This is a genomic window from Nostoc sp. (assembly GCF_036917755.1).
Lineage (GTDB): Bacteria > Cyanobacteriota > Cyanobacteriia > Cyanobacteriales > Nostocaceae > Nostoc.
In genome coordinates, this window is record NZ_JBALFC010000035.1 from 1 (window position 1) to 21218 (window position 21218).

A 21218-nucleotide genomic window follows, 5' to 3' on the forward strand; every position below is an offset into this window, starting at 1 on the left:
GGTCGTGGTTGCATCATCGTCCCCTCTGGGCGCGGTTGTGCAGGTGTCGCTGGCGGTCGTGGTTGCATCATCGTCCCCTCTGGGCGCGGTTGTGCGGGTATCGCCTGGGGTCGTGGTTGCGTTATGGCATTTTGGTTGCCTTCTTCCACCGGAATCAATGGTTTAGATATAGTTTCGTAATCAGAACTTGATAAACCTTGTTCTATCTGGTTGACTGGTCTAGGCACAGTTTCGTAATCAGAACCTGGCGATCGCAAAGGTTGCGGTTGATTATTTGCCTCAGAGGGATTACCTTGTTCAAACTGGCTCAGTGTTCTGGGTATTGTTTCATCATCGAAACTTGTTGAATATGAGGATTCTTGTTGAGTAAAAATCTGTTTGTGCTGTACTCCAGTATTTGTAATTGGCAGTTTAGCAGCAGCTTGTAACGCCTGATTTAGTGCTTCTACGGTTGCAAAACGGTCACTCGGTCTTTTTTGCAAGCATTTGCTCACCACAGCCTCTATTTCTGGAGACAGATGTTTGCAACCTAATTGCGATCGTATTGGTCTAGGTGGCTCATAAGAATGAGCTAATAACCAAGAGGCTTCGCTGATATTACGAGAGTTAATGCTTAAACCAAAGGGATCTGCGGCACTAAGCATTTCATAAAGAATAATCCCCAAACTGTAAATATCTGCCCGAACATCCAGGTTCTGATCATTTTGGATTTGTTCGGGTGAGGCGTAGCGGAATGTACCCAAAAATGTACTGGTTATATTTGTGATGTTTGCCTGTCCAGAAGAATCATCACGGATTTTAGCAATACCAAAATCCAAAATTTTCACCCACTCTCCCAAATCTGTAGGAATTAGAAAGATATTGTCTGGTTTCAAGTCTCGATGGATAACCTTGATCAACTCAGTACTTTTTCCTCCCTCCCTCTGTAAAGTCACCCCTTGATGGGCAAGCTGTAGACCCTGACAAACTTGTGAGATGATACTCACTGTTCGCAACTCAGATATCTGCTTCTCGCGCAGCATCAAATATCGCAGCGTTTCTCCGCGCAGATACTCCATTACATAAAATGGAAAACTTTCCGGTGTCACTCCACAATCACTTATCTTGACAATGTGATCGCTTTGCAATGCAGCAGATACTGATACTTCACGCTCAAAGCGCTTTCTCATCTCTTCTGATGCAACTAATGTATCTTTGAGCAGTTTCAATGCGACTTGGTTGCCTATACGCATATCCGTCGCCAGAAACACCTCTCCCATGCCTCCCCCACCTAGCCGTTTGTCTAAACGGTATCGCTGGTTATCACCTATAAATCGACCAATCCAAGAATTTGCAGATGGTGGGTAATTCATTTAGAGGAACCCATTTTAAATTAAAGTTTCAGATTGCAACACACAATATTACTATGACAAATATGAGAAATTCATTTGCTTAAAATAACACAAATAGTGATTTTTTCCTACTAAGTGTCATGGCATACCTTTTTTACTTACGTATCTGCGATCAAAACCAATTCTCGTTTTATAATGCCAATGCTTAACAACGCGACTTATGGTAGAGAAAACTTGTCTGACCGTGCTAATTTAATCTGCCTTTAGGTAGTTGACAATATGCTTTTGCTATGAGGAATGAGGATGAGTAATGCACTCTCTATAGCTGCGGTAACAGGAGTGATCAAATATTTGTTAGAGAATGGTTTAGTCAGTGATGCGATCGCCACTAGTGTAGGCGATGTACTTGTGACTGCTCTACCACCAGATCGAATTACAGTTGGAAGTGATGAACGTGCTCAACTCAACCTCTTTCTCTATCAAGTGACGCAAAATCATAACGTTGATTGGGTATCTCAGGAATTTCGCAAGGGGTATTCGAGAATAATCCACAATCCCAACTATACAAATCCACCTTTGGCTCTAGACCTTCACTACTTACTAACAGCTTACGGGCCAAAAGATTTTCAGGCGGAGATTTTACTAGGATCTGCAATGCAAATGTTGCATAAATCCCCGATAATTGCATCGGAGATGATTGAAAATGCTTTGATAAATGCATCCGAAACTAGTACTTCTAGTGTTTTTTCCCAAGCTCTTGCTAGCGTATCTGTATCTGTTTTAGCAAAGCAAATAGGGCAGATAAAAATTAGCCCAGAATTTTTTAAAATGGAAGAAACTTCTAAAATCTGGTCTGCCTTACAAACACACTATCGACCTTCGGTTACTTATCAAGCATCAATGGTATTGATTGAGAGCCTCAACGAGCAAGCTGAAGATTTTTATGTCATACCTTTGTCTCAACCGAATATTGAGCAAGTTACAGTTCCTGCACAACCACAACAACCGATTGTTGTGGGTAGTAGATTGCTGATTCAAGGTAAGTGGTTACAGGGTGAAGTCACCAAAATTCGATTTGATCGCACAGAAAAAATGCTTCCACCCTCAGATGTGAAAGAAACCCAAATAAGCTTGTCAGTACCATCAGATTTGCAGGCCGGTGTGCATGGTATCCAAGTCATACACCAGACAATTCCAAATGCTGGACAAACGCATAATGTTGCGGAATCGAACGTTGTGGCTTTTATACTCCATCCAAGTATTACAGCAGCGTCAGTTGCTCAAGTACAAGCTAGCGAGAATGATTTACGTTCAGCAGAAATTAGGCTTAAATTCAATCCCAAAGTTGGCAATATGCAACGGGTAGTCTTGCTACTTAATCAGATGTCAAATGGCCAGGCGATCGCTTACTCTTTTACTGTGACACCTCGCACTGAAGACAGCGACACAATCATTATTCCTGTCACAAACATTAAGCCAGGAATTTATCTGGTGCAGGTGCAGATAGATGGAGCGCAAAGTCCGCTTTATAAAAATCAAACTGGGGAATACGATTCCCCACAGGTAAACATTATCTAAAGTGCTACTCTTCCTTCTGGCCGCCACCACCGCCACCGCCTAATAAACCACCCAAGCCACCCATTACGGCACCGCCCAAGCCTCCACTCAAGCCACCACTTAGGGCACCGCCCAAGGCATTACCCATCATACCCATCATACCGCCGCCGCCACCGTGGCCGCCAGCACCACCGCCGCCGCCTAACAGACCACCCAACATCGGCAACGCCGCACCCAATAAGGGCAAGAAGCACTGAACAGGTTGGGTACTGTTCTGAATTGGCGGTGCTGTAGTCGCTGAGGAGTTATTATTACTCAAGCCGGGAATTTGCACTTGCTGACCTTGGGCTGCTTTTGCTCCCATATTATCTGCTTCTGTTTCCAAAGCAGAGTCAGCATTAATTGGAGCGCCTTTACTTTGGTGTGGTACTGGTACTCGTCCGGCTCGTTGCTGCACGACATGGGTGAGTTCGTGTCCTAAGAGTGCTTGTCCTGAAGGATTCTGGGGGTTATATTGTCCTGGGGCAAAGTGAATGTTATTTCCTTGGGTAAAAGCTAAGGCTCCAATTCCTTTAGCTTGATGGCTGTCAGTATGAATGTTGACATCGGAAAAGCTGGTTCCGAATGAGTTTTCCATTTTGCTTCTGACTGGCGCTGCTAGGGAATTTCTACTAGAGGATGTATTTTGACTAGAATGATTTGAGGTTGAAGATTGAGCGCTTTCCCCTTTTGCTGGTGCTTTAGTTTGCAGTGCTGTCACGGACGGCGAACTCTCGTGAGTTGACACCTGGCTGAAATTGTGACCAAAGCGTTTTGCCTGCTTGAGTTGAGTTTTCAAATCAGACTGCTGGGAGTCTGATTTAGTTTGTACAGAGAACCCACGACTTTCAAATTTATTCGGCGAATCCAAGGTGGAGGCGTTCGCTTGAGGCTTTTTCTGAATGCGGTTTTGAGTACTCATTAGGTAAACCTTGAATAATTAAGATGATTAGTGCTTGTTAAGTGGCGATGCGATCGCTAAAAAAATTTTAACGGCTTTCCATATCAGTAAGTGGATACTTATTCTGAAAGTTACCACTCATTACCGATAACTTAGACTTATATAAACTTTTTAATCACTGAAGAGGACAAGGTGAGGGGGAGACAAGGGGAAAAAAGAACTCATACCCCTTGTCCACACGGTTTCACAGCCAATGAATTCATTTATGGAGAAGAATAAAAAATTGTTCCCTTGATTGCTTGCAACGAGGTACAATACGTCCAAGTTTTCAGAGCCAATAGATTTATCTATGGGGTTTTGCCCTGATCCGATTGTCCTTTTCGCTGACTATATTATACCTTTAGGTAATACTTAAACCATTATTTGCTATATATTTATTTACTATATTACGACTTACGCAAAATATCTCTCAAACTCTGATTTCTCCGTGCCCTCTGTGCCTCTGCGGTTCAATTTTCGCTGATCTAAACTTTCTTCTGATACAGATTGCCCTACAAGTTTAAAAAATCAATAATATGGAAAAAAGTATTATAAATGCTAGTCTTTCTACCGAAAACATAACATTTCGACGGGGCAGTTCTCCTGTAGCGTTTGAAGTGACTGTTAACAATAACAGCGATCAATTTGCCAATTTTCAAATAGAAGTTTCGGCACCGGGAGAAAATCAAAGTTCGGGATATAGCTGGTACAAGCTTACACCAGAAGTCGCAGCAGCTCAACCTCACGGCAGTAGTACCCAATTCCAAGTTTTAATTCTGAATACACCTATCCCCGGCTTTGTAGGTATAGTCAACCTAACCGTAAAGATTTTTTCACCTCAGTTACGAGAACAGCGCCGACTTTTGCTGCGTCTCAAAATTGAAGCAGACGGTGGGCAAGCGCTTTTGAGTGTAGAATTACCAGTGCGAGATTTCCAAGTTTATCCCCGCAATACTGTTGATATACCTGCGCGAGTGCGAAACTTAGGACAACAACCTGTTAATGTAGTCCTGCGTTTTACAAATATCGATCCCTTGTGGCTGGTAGGCGGAGTAGAACGAAGGTTATTAATAGATCCTGGTTCTTCAGCAGAAGTAAGATTTGAATGCCAACCTCCATCTGTCGTTCAAGCGCCGAGTCAAAATTATCCTTTCGCCATAGAAGCCACAGGGCATAATAGTCTTCCAGCTAGAGGGGAAGGTAATTTAGAAGTTTTGCCGATAGGTTTTGTCGAATTTAATGCCACACCCAAACAGCAAAAAATTCCTTTCAAAAATAGATGGTTGCCTGACTGGAAGTCTCATTCAGCTATGTTTAAATTGGAATTTAAAAACGCCAGCAACCTGAAACAACAAGTAAATGTCCAAATCCAGGGTAAAGACCGACGAAAATGTAATTTCGAGATCAATCCTCAAGATGCCAACCTGAATATCGGAGGAACAACTAAAGTCTTTTTAGATGTTAAAACAAAACGTCCTTGGGTTGGGATCTCAAAAACTTTGTTGCTAGAAGCCAGAACGGAATTATTTGACCAACGTTTGGGTACTACAGACCCCGCTACGCAAATACTAGAGTTAGAGGTTTTGCCAATAATACCTTTATGGTTGCAATTGGCAATTCTCGCATTCCTCGCAGCACTGCTAGCATTATTATTCAGACCTTCATCTATTTACCATACAAATCTTGTGCAATCGGTTCGTATTAGTGGTGATGTCTTATCTGTTGTTAGTGGTTCAGACGATTGCACGCTGCGACGTTGGAGAATCAATACAAACCTCTTAACAAGTAACTTAGAACCTGAAGGAGTGTATACTAAATCGCCTGATGCTTGTGCTAAACGTCAAGAATCGAAAGGTTTGTTGGCGATTACGACTCGACCTGTACAAGCTTTGCGACTCATGCCAGAAAACAACAATCGAGTTGCAGCAGGTTTAGATAATGGTGTCATTCAGATATGGGATATACCCAAGGGTGAAAAAATACAGGAACTTAAAGATAAGAAAGATTTAACTGGTGATAAAGTATTTGATTTAGTATATAGCCCAGGCTCGCGTTACTTATTCAGTGGTCATGGAAGTGGTAAAGTCCGATTATGGTCTGCACCACCCAACAGTGATTTTCAAGCAGATCCAGAAAAAGTTATCAATTTCCAAGACAAACAAAACTTACAACGTTTTCCAATTAGGGCTTTAAGTCTTAGTCCAAATGGAAAAACTTTAGCTATTGCCGGGGAATTTAAGCGTTTCGTATTGTGGAATTGGAAGCAACCCCAAGAATTTTTATACGGACAACAAACACTAGAAAAACTCAATGTAAGTGCTGGACAAGGTGACTTTGTTTTCGGACTAGCTTTTGCGCCTTCAAAAGACAAAGAAATATTAGCAACTTCTGATTCTGATGGATATATTACCATTTGGGATTTAAAACAATGCAAGGCAAGCAGAAATTCAAAACCTCAAGAAGTGACTGAGTTGAATTGTCCGACGATAGATCGTTGGCCAGCAGGAAGCGGAGCAGTACGCAGTGTGGCGTTTAGCGAGGATGGTATGCTGGTCAGTGGTGGAGACGATCGCAAAGTCATGCTTTGGTTTTTAACTCCCGAATACAAGCTTGACAAAGCAAGAGCCGCAGAAGGTAAAGAAATTTACGAATCTTCCAAACCGATCACTAGTGTTGACGTGAAAAAAACTGAAGGCAAAACCTTTATTGTCAGCGGCGGTGAAGATTTTCAGGTAAAACTGAACCGCTTCTAAAAAAGGAAAAATATGCAGCAATTCATCCAAAATCCGCTGAAAGTCATTATTGATCCGTCTGGTATCCAATTTGGAATGCCTGGAGATCCTGTTGAACTGCATGTCACCATTATCAACCAAGGAGAGCAAAGCGCTGTTATTGACTTATTTCTAGATGAGGGATTGGAAATTTTAACTCGGAGTCAAATTTCTCCTAGAGAAAGTCTGGCGTTAGATCCCCAACAAAGTCAAGAAGTCACATTTAGATTTGAAATTCCTATTGATACCTTACCAGGAACCTATGACTATACTCTAGTCGTAGACTCTCCCAATCATTATCCCCAATATACACCGATAAATTACCCGCGCCAAATCAAAGTTCTGCTCAAAGAACAGACGATCATTCGCGCTAATGATCCAACTTTTTCACTCCAGCCTGCTACTAACCCAAATAAACCTTTAGTTTTCAAGCTTGGCGAAACTTTGCAAGTAGAGGTAACAGTTCACAATCGCTCTAGCCGCGTAGATCGTTTTCGTTTAAATTGCCCAGACCTAGACGAAAACTGGTTTACAATCATTTATCCCAGAACAGGGGCAGAAGGTCAAGGGCTGTCTGAGGTGACAGCGTTAGAATTACTTCCTGGCGATCGCGGCCAAATCAGATTAGAATTGCGTTCACCAAGAGATACTTTTGCAGGAAATTACTCTCCAACAGTCCGCTTGTATTCAGAAAACTCTCCAGATTTAGTGTTGTTGGAATTGGTGTATATTTTAGTTCCAACAATTTATCACTTGGATGTAGAATTAAATACTATTTTGGCACAAGTTAGCCGTAGCCCAGGCAAGTATGAAGTCAAACTGGCTAACCAAGGAAACACAGTGCGCGAACTGATATTCAGCGCCAAAACTAGAGATGAAGAAGAACTCTGTACGTATAAATATGACCAAGACGAAATCAGATTGCTACCAAGCAAAACAACTCAAGTCAATTTGACAGTCAAGCCTGGCCCTTGGTGGAGGCGATCGCTTTTTGGCGCCGGACAAGTTCTCAACTTTCAAGTAGAAATTAAAGATCAGCAAAATTTACCCCTTTCTAACACATTACCAACGGGAAGTTTGTTGTGGAAAGCCCGTCCTTGGTGGCAATTTTTGCTGTTGATTTTAGTAATTTTAGCAATATTAGGAGGCTTAGGATTCCTTATTTGGCGACTTTTAAACCCAGAACCTTTGAAGTTAGAAAGTTTTCAGGCAAATGCGCCTCAAATTATTGAAGGCGATAATCAGGTACGTTTAAACTGGGAAATTCGCAACTATAAACAGTTGCAAAGACTGGTTGTTACCCAAACCCAACCACCACGTAAAGAGCCACTATTAAATTATAATAGCCTTCAGGAACTCACTGCCAAAGATAATGCGAATAAATCCCCTTGTGTACCGCAGAAAGAATCGCTGATTTGCACCAATGTTAGCACCGGAGTGACGAAAAAAGATAAATACACTTTTAAACTGGAAGCATATTACCGTAAGAATATCCCGTTGATTCCCCAAAATGTCCTAGTAGCTACCGGAATTATCCCAGTAGAGATAGTTGAGAAACCAATCGCAAAAGTACTTTCTTTCAATACAGATAAATCAGAATATAGGAATGGTGAAAAAATACTTTTAAGTTGGAAAATTCAACTTCTAAATGATCTGAAAAGACTTGATATTATTGGTAATGGAGACGATGGGACATCATCTGGTGCAACAGTAAGTTATAACTTTAAACAAGGTAGCGTTCCGCCTGAGAATATCAATAAGCTGTGCAAAGACGATAATCAGCATCAACAACAGACTTGTACAAATGTTCCTTATATGGTAAGTAAGCCAGGGAACTTCATTTTGCAATTAAAAGCTTTTTCTCAAGGTAGCGATCGCCTGAGTGTTGAACAGACTCCGAATAAAATTAAAGTATTACCATTACCATTAAGAATTGTTTATTTTAAACTCAACGGTAGTGAAGAACCTTCTAGGGTTTTTAAAGAGGGCGATATTTTAACTATCGAATGGAAAGTTGAGGGAGACAAAGGTATTAATGTTGAACTTTCTCCTCCCATTGGGACAGTTAAGGAACTACAAGGCAAAAGGCAACTGAGAGCGAATCAAGGTTTGCAATCACCAATTGAGCTTAAAGTAAGCGATCCATTTGGTTCGCCGCCTCAGACAAAAGGATTTGTCTTCCAAGTCAACAAACCTCAGCCACCTCCGACACCCAGCAATACTTTTCCCCCTATACAACCTAATAATATTCCACTGCCCCGGCGCAAGCTTTTCTAAAATAGGACTTACGCAAAATATCTCTCAAACTCTGATTTCTCCGTGTCCTCTGCGCCTCTGCGGTTCGTTATTCCGTAACTCGTGCGTAAGTCCTATAAAAATATCGACAAAAGTCTAATTAACTTCAGAAGCTTGATACAGATAATCTAAATACATCTGGATTATTTCCCAGTACAAAAGCTTCATGCTTATCTTCGTTCTTCAAACCTTAGCGGAAATTTTAGCTGGAGGAACATCACTTACCAGTACAGAGCAAATTGAGTTTAGTCATCCCATTAATCGTAGAGAAGAGGGTGGGAGAGCGATTTTCAATTTATACATTTATGACATTCGTGAGAGTAAGCAATTTCAACAATCAGGAAGGCAAGTGGAACGCAAGCTGACACGGGGTTTGCAACCTGCGACTGTCAGTTGGACACCTAATTGGTTTGATGTCTCACTGCTATTAACAGTTTGGGATCGAACAGCTTTAGGTGAGTATCACCTTTTGAGCGAAGCGTTAGCCGTGCTACTGCGTCATCGTTCCCTGCGCGAGGAGTTTTTGGTTCCAGAATTGCGGGGCTATGGCAATTTGAGTATGACAGTTTCCCTAGAGCCGACAATAGAGGCTGGGTCTTTATGGAGCGCTTTGACTATACCCTTGCGTCCAGCTTTGTATCTGAGCTTAACAGTACCATTTGAGGCACAAAGTACTTCAGTACCTTTGGTGTGGAAACGAATTATTCAACTGCAAAATCAATTTCAAAATGGAAGCGTTGAAACTCTCACCAAGCAGATAGCGATCGCCGGACTCGTTAAAAGTGCGGTAACAAATCTGCCACTTTTTGCCACAGAAGTAAAAGTGGTGGGAATGCAAAAATCAACAACCAGTGACAAAGAAGGGCTGTTCTTTTTTGAAGACCTTCGTTTGGGTAACTATGTTTTGACAGTGAATTGTCCAGACTATTTATTTCAAAATGTCAATGTATTGGTGGATAGCCCAAATTGCACCTTCAAAGAAATTTTATTAACTCCTGCTTAAGATCGCTTTTTACATACTGGGAGATATTTGCATGGCTAGACTTGATTACTTTGCCCCTGGTGTATATATAGAAGAAATTGACCGGGGTAGCCGACCGATTGAAGGTGTCAGTACAGCAGTTGCGGGGTTTGTCGGCTTTACAGAAGATATTCGTGACGGGGCTGAACTATTTAAGCCCATGCTCGTGACGAATTGGACGCAATATTTAAACTACTTTGCCCGTCCTAACTCTAATGGTTTTACTGAGTTCAACGCCTATTTGCCTTTTGCAGTCTATGGCTACTTCATGAATGGTGGTGGGCGGTGTTGGATTACAAGTATTGGTACTCAGCTACCAGGATCTCCCAAACCTCCAACTCCAGAACCTGCGACTTTACGAGTTACCGGTCGAGGTAATCGTCCATCCCTGCGCTTTACACTGCGCCCAGAGCAAGCAGCAATGGGAGGGATTGAAGTATTGATTATTGAGAGTGGACCTCGTCCCCTACCGGAAGGTAGTGAAGGAGAAGCGCCACCAAATACAGGTGAATATTTTAAAATCCAAATTCGCCGGGGAGATGAAACCCTTGAGGAATATGATAATTTAACAATGAACCGCGAACCGGCTGCCCAGGTAGCAACTTATGCGATCGCGGCATTGAGAAATTCTATATATCTCACACTAGAAGACATTTCTCAAGGTGGACAGCCTTTAGCTCGCCGTCCGGGGAATGGTCAGTACGAAATAACACCGCCAATTGTTGCTACTCCCCGCGATCGATTTTCCAGTGATTTAGAAGGGGTACGCGATGACCGCACAGGGGTGCGTGGGATTTTTGAAATTGATGAAATCACCATGCTGGCGTGTCCCGATTTAATGCGGGCTTATGAAGCTCAAGTCATGAACTTAGAGCAAGTCCACGGCATTATCGAACTGATGATTAGTATGTGCGAGGGAACAGCCACTGGTGATATTCCCAACCCACCTAACCGGATGGTTCTGATTGACCCACCTCCAGAATTTGTTAAACCTCAACAAGTAGTGGACTGGTTGCAGAATCAATTTAACCGTCGTTCGATGTTTGGTGCCCTTTATTACCCCTGGATCAAAGTTCCTAACCCTCGTGAAAACGGTAAACCAATTCTCGTGCCTCCTTGCGGTCATATGATGGGTGTTTGGGCACGCACCGACGAAACTCGAGGAGTTTACAAAGCCCCTGCAAATGAAGTACCAAGAGGCGTGATTGGTTTGGCCTATGATACTAATTTCCGCGAGCAAGAACTCTTAAACCCTTTGGGAATCAACTGCGTTCGCAACTTCCCAAATCGAGGCATCCGCATTTGGGGAGCAAGAACTCTAGTTGAACCAGATAAAACTGAGTGGCGTTATATCAGCGTTCGCAGGCTGATTAGCTACATCGAAAAATCGATTGAATTAGGCACTCAATGGGCAGTCTTTGAACCCAACGATGAAGATTTGTGGGCGCGTGTGCGGCGCACAGTCAGTAACTTCCTAGAGCGCATCTGGCGTGAGGGTGCATTATTCGGGGCGACACTTGAGCAAGCATACTATGTGAAGTGCGATGCGGAATTGAACCCCCCCGAAACGATGATTCTTGGCCGCCTCTATATAGAAGTCGGTGTTTGCCCAGTGCGACCTGCGGAGTTTGTTGTCTTTCGCATCAGTCAATGGAATGGCATTGAAGGTGAGTAATCTTTTTGTCCAATTGATCCAAATTCTTGATTTTTTAAGAGGTTAATCATGGCTGAATTTTTAACTGCTTCTAGGTTTTATTTTGAAGCACAAGGTCTTGAGCAAAAAGTCATTAAAGAAGTTAGTGGTTTAAGCGTTGAATCAGTTCCGGCTCAAGAAGTTCATGGTTCATCGAAAGGAGGTATTGCCACTCGTCAAGCCACCCCTACAGTTGCCAAGTTCACTAACATTACCCTAAAGCTAGTTGCCACTAATAATATTGATCTCTACAAGTGGTACGAGGATTGCAACAAGAATATGGGAGGTAAGAGCGATTGGAACAGCAAACGTAAAGAGGGTTCCGTATCTGCTTACGATCAGTCTGGTAATATGCAAGCTCGTTGGGAGATTGTATACTGCTACCCTTGTAAATATACAGGCCCTAGCTTCACTGCTTCTTCAGGTGATATGGCTACTGAAACTATAGAGTTGGTTCACGAAGGTATTAGACGAGTTCAATGAACCTGAAAGGGTAAAGGGTAAGAAAAATCCTTACCTTTACCTTTTTCCATAACAAAGTGATAGATACAAACAGTGGCTGAATTTGAAATTCTCACACCTCATCGCTTCTACTTAGAACTGAAGTTAGATAACTCCACCGAACCCGTAGATGGAATTTTCTTGGAATGCCAGGGATTTAAACGCACACAGGAGGCGATTGAAATCTGCGAAGTTACACCTAACAAGTGGGGTTCAGCCAATAAGGGTCTAGTAGTTAGAACCAAGCTTCCTGGTAATGTCAAAAGCGGCAATGTGACTTTACGTAGAGGTATGACCTTCTCTATCGCGTTTTGGAATTGGTTTCAAGCAGTTCAAGACGGGAAGTGGGCTTCTCAACGTAAAAATGCTTCTTTGACTATCTACGACCAAGCGGCAACAGAGCAAGCAAGATTTGAATTAGCTGGTGCTTGGCCTGCTAGTTACAAAATCTCCGATGTCAGCGCCCGTAGTACTGAGATAGAAATTGAGGAAGTGGAAATTGCTTTCGAGGAATTTAAACGCGTGAAGTGAAGTAATTAAAACGATTATGTTTTCCACAGAGTTTGAAATTACACTGCCTAAGGGATATCTAGACTCTGATGGCAACCTCCATCGCAAGGGTATAATGCGATTATCAACTGCAATTGATGAGATAGCACCTCTGCGCGATGTGCGTGTCAAATCAAATCCAGCCTATGCCACGATTATTATTTTGTCTCGCGTGATTACCCGCTTGGGCGCTTTATCAGAAATAAGTCCTGCAATAGTGGAAAACTTTTTTTCCCAGGATTTAAATTATCTCCAAGATTTTTACCGTCAAATCAATGGCTTGGAAAGCGAAACTACAGTAACAGAAGATACTGCAACCTCGTCCGAGCCATTTGTTCATCCTTAAAAACATTAGAAAATAGCTGTCTATGCGCCGCAAAGATAGTCTTTGTATTGAGTTTGCTTTCACTCTCCCCAGAGGTTTAATTGATGCCCAAAACCGAGTGCATCGTCATGGAGTCATGCGTTTAGCCACTGCAAAAGATGAAATTTTGGTACAAAAAGAGCCTAAAGTTCAGGAAAACTCTGGTTATGCGGTTTTAGTGATGCTTTCAAGGGTGATTACTCGCTTAGGTAGTTTTAACCAAGTTAATTCTGATTTACTTGAAGAACTAATTTTACCTGACATTTCTTATCTTAGGGAATTGTACAACCGGATTAATCAGCAAGGAAATGCACTCATTCCAACTCAATGTCCTCACTGCAATACTGAATTTTCAGTGAAACTAAAGCTAGCGGGGGAGTCATAAGCTACCCCTCAGAGAAATTATATGAGGAGGTAGCTTTTATTGCTTATCATTTTCATTGGTCACAAGATGATATTTTGAATTTAGAACACACTACTCGCCAGCAGTGGGTAACAGAAATTAATAAAATTAACCAAAAATTAAGATGAAAGTTAAAGTTAGCCATTTCCCAACTTCAAATGAATCCCAAGAATTTGACCTTTTGCCAGCAACTCAAAGAGGAAAAGAATGGATTATCGGTCGTTCTTCTGATTCTGATTTTTTCTTGGATAGCTCTGATGTAAGTAGGTTACACGCAAAGTTCTTTTTTCAGGGGGGCAATTATTATTTCTCTGACCTTGGCAGTAGAAATGGCTCAACGGTGAACGGTAAACTAGCAGAAAAAAATCAAGCTTACATATTGAGAGGTAAAGACATTATCCGAATCGGAGATTTCATTCTGGTGATAGAAGAAATTCTTTCTTTGTCTGAGCAAGCAGAGACAGTAGTTAGAATTATAAATCCTTCGCAGTTTTCTAATTGGCGCTCAACTCAAAACGCAGAGAATGTGAGTGTTGAGAATGAAACCCCAGAAGTTGTAGAAACCCCGGTTGGCGAAGAATTAAGTCAAACCCCACAATTCGCAGAAACCCCGGTTGGTGAAGAATTAAGTCAAACCCCAGAAGTTGTAGAAACCCCGGTTGGTGAAGAATTAAGTCAAACCCCAGAAGTTGTAGAAACTCCTGAACTTGGCAAGGCTGATTCTCTAAAATTAGATGAAGTTTCGTCAGAACCGACGTTTATACAGGTTGAGAGTGCAGCTAATCTGGCTGAGGCGATCGCCCCAGATGAAAGTACGATAGAACAGGATGAGGCTGCAAAAGTCGCTTCCATTATTAGCAATCAAGCTACAGAAACTGCAACTCCAGCAAAAGAAGAAGTCACAGCAGATGTTGATAGCGCTATTCCAGAAATAGATATTCCAGATTTTACCTATGTTCAACCCCGCAATATTATTAATCAACCTCCTGATGAAACAACCCTAGAAGAAAGTACCAGTCAGTCTGCTGAAGCAGACAGTGATGAAACTGAATTAAGTGAAGACAAGGTAACGGAAACTATCAATGATCTTACTCCAGAAACAGAGGAATTAGATTACACTATTGTTCAGGCGCACGATATTAGTCACCCATTTACTGAAGAAAAAACCACGCCAGAAACCACCGATGAGCCTGCTGAAGTTGTCAATATTGTTGCCTCAGAAGAAAACGAAGACTTGGCTTTAAATAACATCGAATTTTTGCCAACAACAGAATCAGAAACGCCTGTGTCTACTCAACTTTCAGAAGAAGTAGAAGAAGCAACTGTGCCGGAAGCAACGATTTTTTCCGAATTTGATTCAGCTAATCAAAGTAGTGAAGAAGTTTCCGAAACAGAACCAGCAAGTGTAAGTGAGTATCCTGAAAGTCTGGCTCAAAAACGTATAGTACTGGTAGCTCATGAAACTAAGAAATCAGAGCTTGTCGATTTTGTTGCCGAACATCAAAAGTTTTTCTCTGTGTGCCACACCTTGGCATGGTCATCTGTGAGTGAAGTTTTGTCTGAACAAGCAGGTATAACTATTAGCCAACAAATTCCCGCAGGAACATCTGGAGGATATCAATCAATAGCTTCATTAATTGCCTCAGGAGATATTTCAGCAGTTATTTTTCTGAGAGATTTTCTGCAACCTCAACCTGGGCAAGCAAATGAAGATGCTATGTTGAGGTTATGTAATATTAACGAAGTTCTTGTTGCAACTAATGTTGTCACAGCACGGGCGATCGTGCATTATATTAGTCAAATCGAGTCAAGAAGTTAACAATTCAAAATTAAAGATATTTCAGACGAAGAGAAGTGCCTTGCGGGGGTTCCCCCCGTTGTGGCAACTTCGGGGGATTTAAACCCCGACTGAAACCTATGCTATATGCAGATTGCAGGTCTTATACCAATTCTGTATGAAGATGCGCTAAACCATATTTAAGTACAAGAAAGAAAAACGAACCGCAAAGGACGCAAAGGACACAAAGGAAGAAAGAAAGAAAGAAAGAAAGAAAGAAAGAAAGAAAGAAAGAAATTAAAAGGGTTTGGCGTAGCCTCACAAAGAAATGGTATTAAACCCTTGAATTTACGATAAAGTGAATTATATTTACATTACAACTACCTGAAAATTAATGAGATTATCCTGACCAAGTTTCAACGAATCGCCATTAAATAGGCGATACTGCACACCTGGAGTGAGAATCTTGCCGTTTAAATAAATACCATTTGTACTCATGTCAACAATCATGTATGCACTTTGAGGCCAGTCCCAATAGACTCGTGCATGACGACGAGAAACTATCCCCTCGTTAGGAATACCAGTCAAATCAATTTCTGGTGGAAGGGTCATACTTTGACTGCAACGACCAATATAACCAGCTTCCCCAGCCAAGCTGTATTCTCTTCCCGAAGAGTGAATTAGCTTCAGAAGTGGGAATCTTTGGGGCGGGGGGGCATAAGACGGTTGTGGGGCTACATAAGGAACCCGTGGCGGTTCAATCGTAAAATTAGTCGAGTTTGGGTAGCCCGGTTGTTCTACTACTGGTGGGGAAGCCTGAGTGTAAGGCGGTGGGGTGCTGGGTTGGGCTGGTGCAGAGGAAATGACATTACCCACAGGTGTGCCACACATTGGGCATACCCTCGCATTATTGGGTAAGACACGGTTAAAATAGTCGCAATTTTGATTAGGGCAGCGATTTGCAGACATAATTTTCTGGCATAGATTGTAAAGGTACAAGCCCGACTTTACTAAGTAGACATTGACCTTGACGAGTAGTTAGTATATCAGCAAACAAAGAACCGACTTCGAGACGGCTATCATTTTTAGGGTACACCACAAATAAAGGATAGCCTAAGGCATAGCTACCTGTTTTAAAAGCTTTAACATCAAAGTATGTTCTTGATTTACCACATAAATTATCCTCTGGGGTAACTGAACGGCGGTTCAGCTTATGAAACAGAGGTTGAATCGGTCGTTTTTGATCATCAACTTGTATAGCGAGAGGATAGGCGTTACACTGATCCCAAGTTTTACTAAGTATACCAAAACTAATAATACCAGGATTTTTGTTTGCCCGAAGCTCACTACTAATCTGCTGTAGGGTATCTTTTGTCTCTTTTTTGTTGTTGGTGACTGTTTTTTCAAAGTCAGCTATATTTTGAGGATCGTTTTTTAAGACAATTTTTTCAAATAAGCTAATCGCTTCCGGTTCTGTTGGAGCGTATGGTGTTATGGGTAAATTGGAACCGCCCAGTTCCTGCCAATTTGTAATTTTGCCTGTATAAATTTTTTGCAGATTTTCTAGAGAAATTTGCCCACCAAGAGCAGTGGGAAGATTTCCTTCTTTCTTTGTAGATGCGACAAAAACAAGTAACCCATCATAAGCAATAGGCTTTTTATTTAAATCATCAGTAACTTTATCTTCTAAACTAGTGATTGCCAACGAATATTTATTGTCTGTTAGTACTTTTTCTATAGGCTTACTGGAATTTTGTCTATCTGTGGTAAACGCTTCATAATTAAATGTTGCTTCGACGTTTGGGATTGGCTTAGTTAATAATTCATTTAAACGCTTCCCACTTTCTGGACTCTGTGTCAAAACTAAAGTCCATGTACCATTTTTTTCTCCTGTATAGATAAATTTTCCGCGAGTCACGCCCGTTACGTCAGAGAATTGGGTGAGTAATTTGTTCCAATCTGTGTAGTCTTCTTGCGATTTACTCAGCATCCCAAATAAAAACCAGATTCCCCCTCCCAGAAATAACAAAGCAAGGAATGCTAGTAAAATTAAAGGTATTCGGAAACGGTTTTTTTCTTGTTCAGGGCTAACCGATGGTTTAAAACTATTTATATCGCCTTCTTTAGGTAATTTTGACAATGCTTGACGAGCAATTTCTGCACTTTCAAAAGGATTTTCTAAGCCAATTAACCTATAAAGGAAATGCTTTAAATCATTATTGGTATTAGGCCATTGTTGAGAATCTCTAGGATCGAGAGGCTGACCGTTGTCAGAATTTGTTGTCCGTCCCACCCATAAGTAGAATGCTACTAATCCTAATGACTTTAAATCCTGTTCTGGTTTCGGTGGTGGAGGTTGAGGAATAGAGGCTGGAATAAATAAATTTTCCCACAGACTTAAATCACAAAGGTATATATAAAAAGATTGGTTTTTTTCTAGCTTAATTAAAATACTATCTAAACTTATGTTGCCGTGAACTAACCCTTTCTGTACTTGGTTTGAAGGCAAAAGTAGCTTTTGGCTGTGGAGAGATTCCAAGGTTTGTAGAACTTGATTGAGTACTTCGCGTACTCCAGATTCAGCCATCGCTCCTTCAGTTATGAGATATTTACTTAAAGTTTGCGATGGTTCGATGTCATTAGTAATTAAATAACAGCGTTCTGTTTTTTCATCAGCGATCGCTTCTTGATAGTTGATAAGACGAAAGTTTTGGTTTCTCCCATCTGCTAAATTCACCCCCCCCACCCGTTTGAAAGTCTCTTTGCGCTTAGAACTTTCCTGATGATTAAATGAACGTTCCGGTAGAAGGTATTCTTTAATCACCACAGCTCGCTGATCGTGGAGTTGGATACCTGAGTACAAACGTCCCAAACCCCGCACACCCAAAAAACTGCTGACTTGGTAACTACCCCGATTTCCTTTAATCTCAGCTTGCTGGGCTAAAGTCGCAGGAAAACCGCATTCTAAGCAAAATTTAGCACCTTTTATTTCGTGCGCTGTCTGGAAAGGGCGATCGCAAGTTAAGGGATTGTTGTACAAGCAGGCGTATTGTGTATAAAAAGATTCAGATGAAGACATATACAAAGTTTTTGATGAATTAAATTTATTGCTTCTTCGTGAATAGATATTTCATATCACACAAAACCCATTTCTGAAAGCAAACCTAGTTGATTGAATTGTGACTCAAAGAAATCGGTTTTTCTTTCAATGTCTTCACAATCATTTATCAAAACCTCTTAAGCTTGAACTAGTCCTAGCTTCAGCGCAGTTACAATAGCTTGAGTACGGCTAGTAACCTTCAATTTTTCAAAAATACTTGTCAGATGAGCCTTGACAGTTGCAACTGTTACATATAAGTGTTTAGAAATTTCTTGGTTAGAAGCACCTTGAGTTAACCAATATAAAACTTCTTGCTCTCTTTGTGTTAAGTGAAGTTGATGGCTAGCACTCACAGAAGAGTTTGAATAAGCCTGAAAATACCGGAAAAACCCACTAGCAACCTTTGAAGGCAAATAAATCTCAGACTGAATTACAGTGTTAATAGCTTCAGGCAACTGAGTTACTAAATGATTTTTAAATACGTAACCCGAAGCTCCAGCCTGCATCGCTCGGAAAACCCAGTCATCTTCTTGATGAGCTGACAGTACTAAAACTTTGCCAGTGTAAGAAATTTCTTTGAGATGTAGCAATGTTGTAATTCCATCACCTTCTGTTAATTCTAAATCCAGCAAAATTAAATCTGGATACTTTTGTGCTGTGAATTTTAAAACTTGCTCAACAGATTCGGCTTCCCCGACAACCTCTACCAGTAACGAGGAATTGATACTATAAAAGCTGAGAAAAGTACGTAGACCTTGGCGGAAAAGTTCTTCGTCATCTACAAGTAAAACTGAAAGTTTTTGACTGCTAACCATCTTCCAAACTCCCTAAATATTTCTTGATAAATAAATAAGTAGGTACAATTAAGGGTAAAATACACTTTTTGTTCTTAGTAACCGCTTGAGCTTTTATCGCAAGCCTTTTCGATATATCAAGCGGTTACTAAAAACAATTAGGCTGATTTACACCCACCTCCTTAAATATTTGCTGGTCGAGGCAAGATTAAACAAAATTGCGCTCCACTTTGAGATAAACTTTGCGCCCAGAGGCTTCCTTCATGGTCTAGAACAATTTTCTTCGCAATTGTTAAACCAAGACCTGTACCTCCTGGACGGCGAGAATAAAAAGGGGTAAATATTTTTTTGATATCTTCCTGAGACAATCCTGGCCCTTCATCTAAGATTTTGATTAAAACTTCACTTTTAAATATCTGCCAGCTACAAGTAATGGTTCCGAAATCAGGACTGAAGTGAACAGCATTACTTAGTATATTGTCAAACACTTGCTTCATTTGCAAGCGATCTATTGCCAGACTAGTAGATGTATCAGGAATAGATATTTTTAGCTGCTTTTGGTCAATAGAAGGTTTTAAGGATTTTATACTTTCGGCTAATACACTTCTTAAGTCTTGAAGGGCTATATTTAATTTAGCGCTTTGACCGCAATCAAGAAGCTGTGTCAGATTAGTATCTAGATTTTGTATGCTGTCACGAATGATTATTGCCTGCTCTTGCTGGAGATTATCTTCTAATTTTGAGTATAAATTATGTGCGTGCAATCCAATCATCGCTAAAGAATTTCGTAATTGATGACCGACTCGATGAAGTATCTCCTCCAATAGTTGAATTTCCGATTTTTGTCTGTTATTTTCTAAAATAATATCTCTGTACTTGCTCAACAGCATAGCAGATAGGGTAATATAATTTTGCAAATTAGAGGAAAGAGGTTGATGGGCTATTATGTGAATATATTCAGGCTTTTGGTTGTTATACCCTATTGGGCAAATGTAAGAAATTGATTTCAAATCTTTGAGCTTTACCTCATGAAATGTAAAAGCCGGAGGGTAGTCTGTAAACCATTCTTCTGACCTCAAGTAAGCTAATTCTGTTTGAGAAAAAGGTGCTTGCGTTTTGGCGTAATTTATTACCTCTTGATGAACTTTATGCAAAGAACTATGATAGACAATACGAGCAAAAGAAATAGGATACTGAGTTGTTAACTGCTCAGATTGCAGTTGACATAAGCTTGCAATATCTAAGGAACTCGAATCATTAAACTTATTTGTTAGTTTTTGGAGAGAAAAGCCTACCGTCATCGCTTCACTCAGTTTTTCTATAATTATATTGATTATACAAGTAGGTGGCCGGCAAAATTTCTAACTATGTAACGAAAAATTAATCGGGGCAATTAAAATAATTCGTAATTCGTAATTCGTAATTCGTAATTAAGTTTTGTGACGTTCGCGGAGCGTCTCGTAGAGAAGAGTGCTGTTGTGGGGACGGTTTCCGACTCGCATTACTTCGGGGGATTTTAATTAGGCTAGGACTTACGCAAAACCACACGCCCTCTGGGGCAATTCATGAATTGCCCTAAGAAGAAAATCACTCTTTTCGGCTATTGTTTGCGTAAGTCCTGTAGGCATCAAAACGCGCTGCTTGATAGTTCTTGACCAGAGGTAGAACCTCTCGGAATACATTAAGAGTCTGGAGGCTCTTAACGAGCCAACACAAGCCTTTGGGCTTTACAAGCGTGCCATTCGATTTAGACCCAGCTAAAATTTTCTGAAAATCGAGTAATCAAGACGGTTGAAACGGTTTCGTGGGGTTCTCCAGGCATTCTTCGGATCTCCAAAACACCATCTAGGAAAGACAGCTGATATCCTGGGCAGTCTCCACGACCCAAGGTTTTTTGAGCAGATTCAGGCGATCGCCACTTACCATCGAGGCGGTAAAATTTTGGTGTTAGACCGGACGAAGTTAGATGCGATCGCCCAAGGTGAATACAATAGACCTCTTGCAAAAGTCCCAGATGCGTGGGACAAATAAGTTAGAGTTGGGTAGCATTAATGACCTACGAACAAGTAAAGATCCTAAAGCC

18 protein-coding genes are annotated in these 21218 nt (G+C 41.1%); 12 read left to right on the forward strand and 6 right to left on the reverse strand.

All coding sequences use genetic code 11. From position 1 onward, the window contains the following. A partial coding sequence (locus V7L05_RS09425; protein ID WP_335163908.1) for a serine/threonine-protein kinase occupies positions 1–1352 on the reverse strand: 1352 nt, incomplete at its 3' end. A 282-nt stretch (positions 1353–1634) separates the two neighbouring features. On the opposite strand from V7L05_RS09425, the gene V7L05_RS09430 reads away from it, so the two are divergent. Next, positions 1635–2909, forward strand: coding sequence for a DUF4255 domain-containing protein (locus V7L05_RS09430; protein WP_335163909.1), 1275 nt, complete (start codon positions 1635–1637; stop codon positions 2907–2909). Positions 2910–2913: 4 nt separating this feature from the next. On the opposite strand, the gene V7L05_RS09435 is transcribed toward V7L05_RS09430, so the two are convergent. Continuing rightward, a complete protein-coding gene (locus tag V7L05_RS09435; RefSeq protein WP_335163910.1) occupies positions 2914–3849 on the reverse strand; it encodes an eCIS core domain-containing protein in 936 nt (311 codons plus the stop codon). A 554-nt stretch (positions 3850–4403) separates the two neighbouring features. On the opposite strand from V7L05_RS09435, the gene V7L05_RS09440 reads away from it, so the two are divergent. From V7L05_RS09440 to V7L05_RS09485, 10 genes are all read left to right on the forward strand, one after another. Then, a complete protein-coding gene (locus V7L05_RS09440) occupies positions 4404–6620 on the forward strand; it encodes a hypothetical protein (RefSeq protein WP_335163911.1) in 2217 nt (738 codons plus the stop codon). 12 nt (positions 6621–6632) lie between these two features. Next, the gene (locus tag V7L05_RS09445) at positions 6633–8915 is read left to right on the forward strand and encodes a COG1470 family protein (RefSeq protein ID WP_335163912.1); all 2283 of its coding nucleotides are present in this window, start codon (positions 6633–6635) and stop codon (positions 8913–8915) included. 184 nt (positions 8916–9099) lie between these two features. Then, positions 9100–9936: a Pvc16 family protein gene (locus V7L05_RS09450; RefSeq protein WP_335163913.1), complete on the forward strand. Its 837-nt coding sequence runs from the start codon at positions 9100–9102 to the stop codon at positions 9934–9936. A gap of 31 nt (positions 9937–9967) precedes the next feature. Further along, positions 9968–11629, forward strand: a complete 1662-nt coding sequence (locus V7L05_RS09455) for a phage tail sheath family protein (protein WP_335163914.1) — start codon at positions 9968–9970, stop codon at positions 11627–11629. Positions 11630–11677: 48 nt separating this feature from the next. Further along, positions 11678–12130 (forward strand): phage tail protein, encoded by a 453-nt coding sequence (locus V7L05_RS09460; RefSeq protein ID WP_335163915.1) that lies wholly within the window; start codon positions 11678–11680, stop codon positions 12128–12130. A 72-nt stretch (positions 12131–12202) separates the two neighbouring features. Continuing rightward, on the forward strand, positions 12203–12679 hold the full coding sequence (locus tag V7L05_RS09465; RefSeq protein WP_335163916.1) for a phage tail protein: 477 nt from the start codon (positions 12203–12205) through the stop codon (positions 12677–12679). 16 nt (positions 12680–12695) lie between these two features. After that, positions 12696–13043 (forward strand): hypothetical protein, encoded by a 348-nt coding sequence (locus tag V7L05_RS09470; RefSeq protein WP_335163917.1) that lies wholly within the window; start codon positions 12696–12698, stop codon positions 13041–13043. A gap of 22 nt (positions 13044–13065) precedes the next feature. Continuing rightward, positions 13066–13446, forward strand: a complete 381-nt coding sequence (locus V7L05_RS09475) for a phage tail assembly protein (protein WP_335163918.1) — start codon at positions 13066–13068, stop codon at positions 13444–13446. Next, on the forward strand, positions 13443–13592 hold the full coding sequence (locus V7L05_RS09480) for a DUF6760 family protein (RefSeq protein ID WP_335163925.1): 150 nt from the start codon (positions 13443–13445) through the stop codon (positions 13590–13592). The genes V7L05_RS09475 and V7L05_RS09480 overlap by 4 nt, the downstream gene beginning before the upstream one ends. Further along, positions 13589–15283 carry a methylglyoxal synthase gene (locus V7L05_RS09485; protein WP_335163919.1) on the forward strand — a complete coding sequence of 565 codons (1695 nt, stop codon included), beginning with the start codon at positions 13589–13591 and terminating at the stop codon, positions 15281–15283. The genes V7L05_RS09480 and V7L05_RS09485 overlap by 4 nt, the downstream gene beginning before the upstream one ends. Positions 15284–15610: 327 nt before the next feature. Here V7L05_RS09485 and V7L05_RS09490 read toward each other — a convergent pair whose 3' ends face one another. The 4 genes from V7L05_RS09490 to V7L05_RS09505 form a co-directional block, all read right to left on the reverse strand. Next, complete coding sequence (locus V7L05_RS09490; protein WP_335163920.1) at positions 15611–16210, reverse strand: FHA domain-containing protein; 600 nt, start codon at positions 16208–16210, stop codon at positions 15611–15613. After that, entirely contained in the window at positions 16188–18320 is a 2133-nt protein-coding gene (locus tag V7L05_RS09495) for a substrate-binding domain-containing protein (RefSeq protein WP_335163921.1), read from the reverse strand. Before V7L05_RS09495 ends, V7L05_RS09490 begins: the two co-directional genes overlap by 23 nt. 158 nt (positions 18321–18478) lie before the next feature. Further along, the gene (locus V7L05_RS09500; RefSeq protein ID WP_335163922.1) at positions 18479–19156 is read right to left on the reverse strand and encodes a response regulator transcription factor; all 678 of its coding nucleotides are present in this window, start codon (positions 19154–19156) and stop codon (positions 18479–18481) included. Between the two features lie 161 nt (positions 19157–19317). Continuing rightward, positions 19318–20436, reverse strand: coding sequence for a sensor histidine kinase (locus tag V7L05_RS09505; RefSeq protein WP_335163923.1), 1119 nt, complete (start codon positions 20434–20436; stop codon positions 19318–19320). A gap of 490 nt (positions 20437–20926) precedes the next feature. Here V7L05_RS09505 and V7L05_RS09510 point away from each other — a divergent pair, with 490 nt between their 5' ends. After that, a complete protein-coding gene (locus tag V7L05_RS09510) occupies positions 20927–21166 on the forward strand; it encodes a hypothetical protein (protein ID WP_335163924.1) in 240 nt (79 codons plus the stop codon). The last annotated feature ends 52 nt before the right edge of the window (positions 21167–21218 follow it).